Origin of the sequence: Lawsonibacter faecis, assembly GCF_014287675.1 — a bacterium.
Taxonomy (GTDB): Bacteria; Bacillota; Clostridia; order Oscillospirales; family Oscillospiraceae; genus Pseudoflavonifractor; species Pseudoflavonifractor faecis.
In genome coordinates this window covers 1-6,453 of record NZ_JACOPQ010000025.1, presented here as the reverse complement: position 1 = coordinate 6,453, position 6,453 = coordinate 1, and the positions used below count along the sequence as shown (strand labels likewise).

Below are 6,453 nucleotides of genomic sequence, written 5' to 3'. Positions count from 1 at the left end.
GGCACTGTGCGGCTCTTAAAGGAGGCTGACAGGGTAAATGCACCCCTGCATGATATTCAGCCGGAAAAGACGCTCACAGGGGCAGTAAAGGGCGTGACGGTGGATCAGGTCGAGCAGCTAAAGAAAATGGCACTGCGCAGCGTGACGGATCGGCACAAGGTACAGGAGCTGACGGAGGAAAACACCCGTCTGCGGTCACAGGTGCCGTCCATGAAGAAGCGGCTGGAAGAAGCGCAGCGGCAGCAGAGGCTTGAACAGGAAAACCGGAGGCTGCGCGATGAAAACTATTATCTGCAATCCGAGCTGCAGGAGGAACGCAGCTTCACCGAGCGTCTGACGGACGGCATCGGTCGGATGCTGGACTTCTTGGAAGAACACTTGCCGGAGCGTCTGCGTCCTCTGCTTGAAAAGGCGAGGGAGCTGCTGCCCGATCCGGAGATTGGACAGCAGCAGGAGCAACAGCAGCACCAGCGAGGAATGGGCGGCATGGAGCTGTAAAAGAAGCCTGTCCGGAGGGCTTGAAAATCTCTTTCGGACAGGCTATAATAACAACTGAAAATAGGGAATTGCTGTATTGATAATCTAAGCCCCCTGTAAGGGTACTCCCAACCTATATTTTTTCTCTCTGAAAGGGAGAAAGTCGGAGGGGAAAAGGGGGGTGAGCGGAGGGGTGTTGGAAGTGTGGTAAACCTCGTTAGAGGTTTTCCAAGCCACTGTGGTAAACCCATCGGGTTTTCCATAGTGGCGGCACTTTCAATGCCCCGCAGCGAGGGGGAAAAGGGGGAGGTGACTTTCTCTTTAAGGCGGCGTAGCCGCCGCTCTTTTGCTCCCCCTTTTCCCCCTTCCCGCCCGCAGGCGATCCCCGCCGCAGCGGATTTTCTTTTTGGTACTTTTTCTTTTGTGAGGTGGTAATATGACCGAGAATTATCGAGGCTGCTACGAGTATTTGAGCGCACAATATCCGGAGGTCGGAGGCTATGAGTTTTATAAAGAGCTGTTTCCGGACAATGAGAACTCCGGAGAACGGCACACGGATTTTTCCCATCCGAACGCTGTGTATCTGTATCGGGACGAACAGAGCGAGGATAAGAAGCTCCGGCGCAGGAAGATGTATAACGACACATGGGAACAGGATTACATGGAGTTTGTCGAGGGGAACAGCCTTACTTTGTGCAGCGGTCTTGCATATCGCAGAAAGGAGAACAGGCTGGAGAACGCCCAGCGGATGTATGCTCTGATCTTCGATCTGGATGGCGTAGGTCTTGCCGAGCTGCGCAACCTCTTTCTGCGCTTTGGCGGCGATCCGGAGCGAGTGCGCCGGTTGCCGATGCCGACTTTCCTTGTTCTGTCGGGGACAGGGCTGCATATCTACTATGTTTTCCAGCAGCCGATTGACCTATACCCGAATATAAAAATTCAGCTTAAAAGTCTGAAATATGACCTCACTTTCCGGCTATGGGAGTATGGCAGCACTTCGCAGGTCAAGGCGATCCAGTATCAATCCATCAATCAGAGCTTCCGCATGGTGGGCAGCATCAATGACAAGCATGGGACGGAGCTGGTCGCTTTCCGTACCGGAGAACGGGTAACGCTGGATTATCTGAACGCCTACGCAAAGCCAGAAAACAGGGTGGATGTCAATAAGCCTTTCAGCCCATCCAAAATGACACGAGCTGAGGCGAGGGAGGCATATCCGGAGTGGTATGAGCGTGTTGTTGTGAGAGGCGAGAAAGGACGCAAGAAGTGGGATATTGCCGGAAAGGTGCATGGTGATGATCCGTATGCGCTCTACCATTGGTGGCTGCGGCAGATCGGAGAGATAAAGGGCGGGCATCGGTATTTCTTTTTGATGTGCCTTGCTATCTATGCTTACAAATGCGGTGTGTCGAAGCAGCAGCTCCGGCAGGATATGAAAGAGGCTTTTGATGATCTGCAGATGGTGAAGCATGAGAACGCATTGACCGAGGAAGATATACGGAGTGCGCTGGAAGCCTACGACAAGGAGTATTACAATTTCACGATTTCCGATATTGAAGCTCTGACCGATGTTCGCATCGAGCGCAACAAGAGGAATGGTAGATCACAGAAAGAGCATTTGAAAAGAGCAAGGGCGGTGCAGGAAGTGGATTATCCTGGCGGCACATGGAGAAGAAAAGGGGCAGAAGAAAAGAAAGCGCAAGTCTATGCGTGGCGGCAGGAGCATCCAGAGGGACGCAAGGCCGATTGTCATAGGGACACCGGACTTGATCCGAAAACGATCCGCAAATGGTGGGACACCGTACCGGAGGGGCATATAACGGTCAAAATACGCCCATCACAGGCTTTGAGCGATCTGTTGGTGGAGGAATTTAAGAAAGGGCTGTAAACGCCCCAGAAACGCCCTACAAGGCGTTTTCGGGGCGGGTAAGGGTTTTTATATTACCCCACCGAAAACGAGGCTTGAAAACCGCGCGAAATAAGGCTTTTTCACCCCCTAAATGTACACGCTGCGGTGTTAGCATATAGAAAGCACTGTTCATAGAAAAGTTGCAAAAAAACATTTGCAATGCACTTGCAAATGTCACGAATATTGAATATAATATTAGTGCAAGCTAAAAATGACGAGGAAAGGAGTGCTATTATGGCTAAAGGAAATATGACGATAAGAATGGAGCCGGAGCTGAAAGCACAGGCGGCAGCTCTCTTTAAGTCCCTCGGAATGGATTTGAGTACGGCAACGGGTATTTTTTATCGACAGGCACTTAGGTGTCATGGACTTCCCTTTGAAGTCAAGGTTGACGAGCCGAATGCTGTTACCTATGCGGCGATGGAGGCGGCAGAAAAGGGAGAGGATATGTATGGTCCGTTTGATAGCGTTGCAGATCTGATGGAGGCGCTGAATGCTTAAGCCGGAGTTTTCGGGGCAGTTCAAACGAGATTACAAGCTTGCGATCAAGAGAGGCTGCGATCCGAAGAAGTTGGAGGAAGTGATCACGCTGTTGTGTAACGAGCAGCCGTTGCCGGAGGCGTATCGAGATCATGCTCTCACTAATTCCAGAAATTATAAGGACATGAGAGAATGTCACATCGAGCCGGACTGGCTGTTGGTCTATAAAGTTGTTCGGCAGACTTTGATTTTGAAATTGATAAGGACGGGATCTCATAGCGATTTGTTTTGAGATTAACTCCGGATGAAAGAGTGGTGATGATATTTGGCGGGTGTAATAACGGAAATTGCAATAGAATGTGGCGTGTCGGAACAGGCAGTTCGTGCATGGTGTAGGCGAAACCATGTTGCGAAAGATGCGAAAGGAAGTTTCGCAATCAGCGAAAGTCAAAAAACCGCCATATATCAGCATTATTTAGGTGTTGAACGAAAGCAAGTTTCGCAACAGGCGAAAGCAAGTTGCGAAACTTGCGAAACCACTTTGATCGCTATGCTGCAGGGAGAATTAGACCGGAAAAGCGAGCAACTTGCTGTAAAGGACAAGCAGATCGAGGAACTGAACGCAAGGTTGGCGGAGGTCAGCTCGGCGTTGGTGACGGCACAGCAGACTGCGGCAGCGGCCCAGGCTCTCCATGCTGGGACAATGCATCAGCAGCTTCTTTCCGGCAAGTCCGGAGCCGATCAGCCGGAGCGTGAGACAGAACCGGTTCAAAAGCGTAGCTGGTTTAGTAGGTTCTTTGGGGACTAAACAGAACGACAAATCGGGAATTTGTGGAGGTAAAATATAGATGAATCAAGGTAGAATTATTGTAATCACAGGTGCGCCGGGGACAGGAAAAACTACAACGGCATCTGTTGTTGCAAAAGAATCAGATTTGGAAAAGTCTGTGCATATGCACACAGATGACTTTTATCATTATTTGAGTAAAGGGGCAATACATGAACAAAAATATAAAATATTCTCAAAACTTTTTAACGAGTGAAAAAGTACTCAACCAAATAATAAAACAATTGAATTTAAAAGAAACCGATACCGTTTACGAAATTGGAACAGGTAAAGGGCATTTAACGACGAAACTGGCTAAAATAAGTAAACAGGTAACGTCTATTGAATTAGACAGTCATCTATTCAACTTATCGTCAGAAAAATTAAAACTGAATACTCGTGTCACTTTAATTCACCAAGATATTCTACAGTTTCAATTCCCTAACAAACAGAGGTATAAAATTGTTGGGAGTATTCCTTACCATTTAAGCACACAAATTATTAAAAAAGTGGTTTTTGAAAGCCATGCGTCTGACATCTATCTGATTGTTGAAGAAGGATTCTACAAGCGTACCTTGGATATTCACCGAACACTAGGGTTGCTCTTGCACACTCAAGTCTCGATTCAGCAATTGCTTAAGCTGCCAGCGGAATGCTTTCATCCTAAACCAAAAGTAAACAGTGTCTTAATAAAACTTACCCGCCATACCACAGATGTTCCAGATAAATATTGGAAGCTATATACGTACTTTGTTTCAAAATGGGTCAATCGAGAATATCGTCAACTGTTTACTAAAAATCAGTTTCATCAAGCAATGAAACACGCCAAAGTAAACAATTTAAGTACCGTTACTTATGAGCAAGTATTGTCTATTTTTAATAGTTATCTATTATTTAACGGGAGGAAATAATTCTATGAGTCGCTTTTGTAAATTTGGAAAGTTACACGTTACTAAAGGGAATGTAGATAAATTATTAGGTATACTACTGACAGCTTCCAAGGAGCTAAAGAGGTCCCTAGCGCCTACGGGGAATTTGTATCGATAAGGGGTACAAATTCCCACTAAGCGCTCGGGACCCCTTGTAGGAAAATGTCCTAAGTGTGGCAACAATATTGTATTAAAAAAATCGTTTTAGTGCAGTATCTTAAAATTTTGTATAATAGGAATTGAAGTTAAATTAGATGCTAAAAATTTGTAATTAAGAAGGAGTGATTACCACCGCATTTGCCAGAATCAAATGAGCAAAATTTGATTGTCATTGAAGCGTTTTTAGAAGCTGCGAAGCGATATGCTCGTGGTGGATATGATGTAATTGTAGATGGCATTGTAGGACCGTGGTTTTTAGAGCCGTGGCTCAACATTGTTCAAGAGCATTATGAAGTACACTAAGGGCAAGTAAAGAAGAAACTATGAAGCGAGCTATCGAACGCTCAAAGTTAGACAGAGAAACAAATATTGAATTAGTTGAAACAATGTGGAATCAATTTTCCAATTTAGGAATCTATGAATTAAATGTTATAGATACAACTACGCATTCAATCAAAGATACTGTTTCAGCAGTAAAAGAAAAAATAGTAAGCGGTACGGCCTTACTATTTTAGACAATTCCAGTTTATCGGTGGGATGAAGGTCGGGGAGCCGTCCGCAGACGGCAGGGGCAGCGCCCCTCCGGAGCTGGCAGAGCAGCAGGCACGAGCCGGCAGTGAAGCAGCTCCGGCAACCCCTCCCCTTTAGGGGCGCAAAGCACTTTCACACCGCTGCACCGATGGGGTGGCGGTGTGAAAGTGCTTTTGCGTTACTTTCTCACCAGAAAGTAACAAAGAGGTTGTTTTTAGCGGAAATTTATGATAAAATAGAGGACGGAAGAATAAGCGGAAAGGGGGCGATTTTATGGGAGTTACGATTTCGGGTATGACAGGTGCAGGGAGCATCCGGCACAACAACCGCAGCTTCTCAGCGGCGAATGTAGACCGGAGCCGGACGGAGCAGAACATTGTTTTCTGCAACGAGGATCTGAAGCAGGTCTATCATATGGTCTTTGATGAAGCTCTCGCAGCCTACAACGCAAAGAAAACCAAAACGAGAGATAAGATACCGGACTACTATGAGCATATCCGGCAGAGTAAACAGGAAAAGCTGTTCCATGAAGCGATCTTCCAGATCGGCAACATGAGCGACTGTGGGTGCGGTACGCCGGACGGAGAACGGGCGGCGGCAGCTCTGAAAGATTTTGCGGAGTCTTTTGCAGAACGCAACCCCCATCTGCGGGTGTTCAATATGGTGCTGCACATGGACGAGGCAACGCCCCATCTCCATGTCGATTTTATCCCTGTGGCAACGGAGCAGTCAAGAGGACTTTCTACAAGGGTATCTATGAAACAGGCATTGAAGCAGCAGGGGTTTGTCGGTGTCGGCAGAAAGCAGACCGAATGGGCGGCGTGGATGGAACGGGAGAAAGAAGCTCTGACGGAGATCGCCCAGCGGCACGATTTTGAAATTATCTCTCTCGGCACGAACAGACCGCACATGGACTTGCCGCAGTTCAAGGAAGCGGCTGCGAGGCTGGAAGCGGTGCAGCAGCAGACAGCGGCAGTAGAGCGGGAGGTTGCTGAGCTGGAACGGCAGCGGGACGCTCTGAAAGGCACTGTGCGGCTCTTAAAGGAGGCTGACAGGGTAAATGCACCCCTGCATGATATTCAGCCGGAAAAGACGCTCACAGGGGCAGTAAAGGGCGTGACGGTGGATCAGGTCGAGCAGCT

Annotated in this window: 10 protein-coding genes; all 10 read left to right on the top strand. The window is 47.7% G+C overall.

The features are described 5' to 3' along the window. A partial coding sequence (locus tag H8S62_RS17590) for a hypothetical protein (protein WP_480175948.1) occupies window positions 1–498 on the top strand: 498 nt, incomplete at its 5' end. Window positions 499–913: 415 nt separating this feature from the next. After that, on the top strand, window positions 914–2,365 hold the full coding sequence (locus H8S62_RS17585; protein ID WP_199488597.1) for a hypothetical protein: 1,452 nt from the start codon (window positions 914–916) through the stop codon (window positions 2,363–2,365). A 255-nt stretch (window positions 2,366–2,620) separates the two neighbouring features. Then, window positions 2,621–2,887, top strand: coding sequence for a type II toxin-antitoxin system RelB/DinJ family antitoxin (locus H8S62_RS17580; RefSeq protein WP_033119556.1), 267 nt, complete (start codon window positions 2,621–2,623; stop codon window positions 2,885–2,887). Further along, window positions 2,880–3,158: a type II toxin-antitoxin system YafQ family toxin gene (locus H8S62_RS17575; RefSeq protein ID WP_021632616.1), complete on the top strand. Its 279-nt coding sequence runs from the start codon at window positions 2,880–2,882 to the stop codon at window positions 3,156–3,158. The genes H8S62_RS17580 and H8S62_RS17575 overlap by 8 nt, the downstream gene beginning before the upstream one ends. 33 nt (window positions 3,159–3,191) lie before the next feature. Next, window positions 3,192–3,674, top strand: coding sequence for a hypothetical protein (locus H8S62_RS17570; RefSeq protein WP_076917214.1), 483 nt, complete (start codon window positions 3,192–3,194; stop codon window positions 3,672–3,674). Between the two features lie 40 nt (window positions 3,675–3,714). Next, window positions 3,715–3,909: a zeta toxin family protein gene (locus H8S62_RS17565; RefSeq protein ID WP_430393583.1), complete on the top strand. Its 195-nt coding sequence runs from the start codon at window positions 3,715–3,717 to the stop codon at window positions 3,907–3,909. Continuing rightward, window positions 3,866–4,603, top strand: a complete 738-nt coding sequence (erm(B), locus tag H8S62_RS17560; protein WP_002292226.1) for a 23S rRNA (adenine(2058)-N(6))-methyltransferase Erm(B) — start codon at window positions 3,866–3,868, stop codon at window positions 4,601–4,603. Before H8S62_RS17565 ends, erm(B) begins: the two co-directional genes overlap by 44 nt. A gap of 315 nt (window positions 4,604–4,918) precedes the next feature. Next, window positions 4,919–5,083 carry a hypothetical protein gene (locus H8S62_RS18780; protein WP_430393582.1) on the top strand — a complete coding sequence of 55 codons (165 nt, stop codon included), beginning with the start codon at window positions 4,919–4,921 and terminating at the stop codon, window positions 5,081–5,083. A gap of 20 nt (window positions 5,084–5,103) precedes the next feature. Then, window positions 5,104–5,295 (top strand): hypothetical protein, encoded by a 192-nt coding sequence (locus H8S62_RS18775; RefSeq protein ID WP_430393581.1) that lies wholly within the window; start codon window positions 5,104–5,106, stop codon window positions 5,293–5,295. 289 nt (window positions 5,296–5,584) lie between these two features. Next, the coding region (locus H8S62_RS17550; RefSeq protein ID WP_186920423.1) for a plasmid recombination protein at window positions 5,585–6,453 on the top strand (869 nt) is incomplete at its 3' end.

Excerpts from the sequence above, each read along its gene's own strand:
- H8S62_RS17585 (WP_199488597.1), top strand. The coding sequence starts at position 914 with ATGACCGAGAATTATCGAGGCTGCTACGAGTATTTGAGCGCACAATAT.
- H8S62_RS17580 (WP_033119556.1), top strand. The coding sequence starts at position 2,621 with ATGGCTAAAGGAAATATGACGATAAGAATGGAGCCGGAGCTGAAAGCA.
- H8S62_RS17575 (WP_021632616.1), top strand. The coding sequence starts at position 2,880 with ATGCTTAAGCCGGAGTTTTCGGGGCAGTTCAAACGAGATTACAAGCTT.
- H8S62_RS17565 (WP_430393583.1), top strand. The coding sequence starts at position 3,715 with ATGAATCAAGGTAGAATTATTGTAATCACAGGTGCGCCGGGGACAGGA.
- H8S62_RS18775 (WP_430393581.1), top strand. The coding sequence starts at position 5,104 with ATGAAGCGAGCTATCGAACGCTCAAAGTTAGACAGAGAAACAAATATT.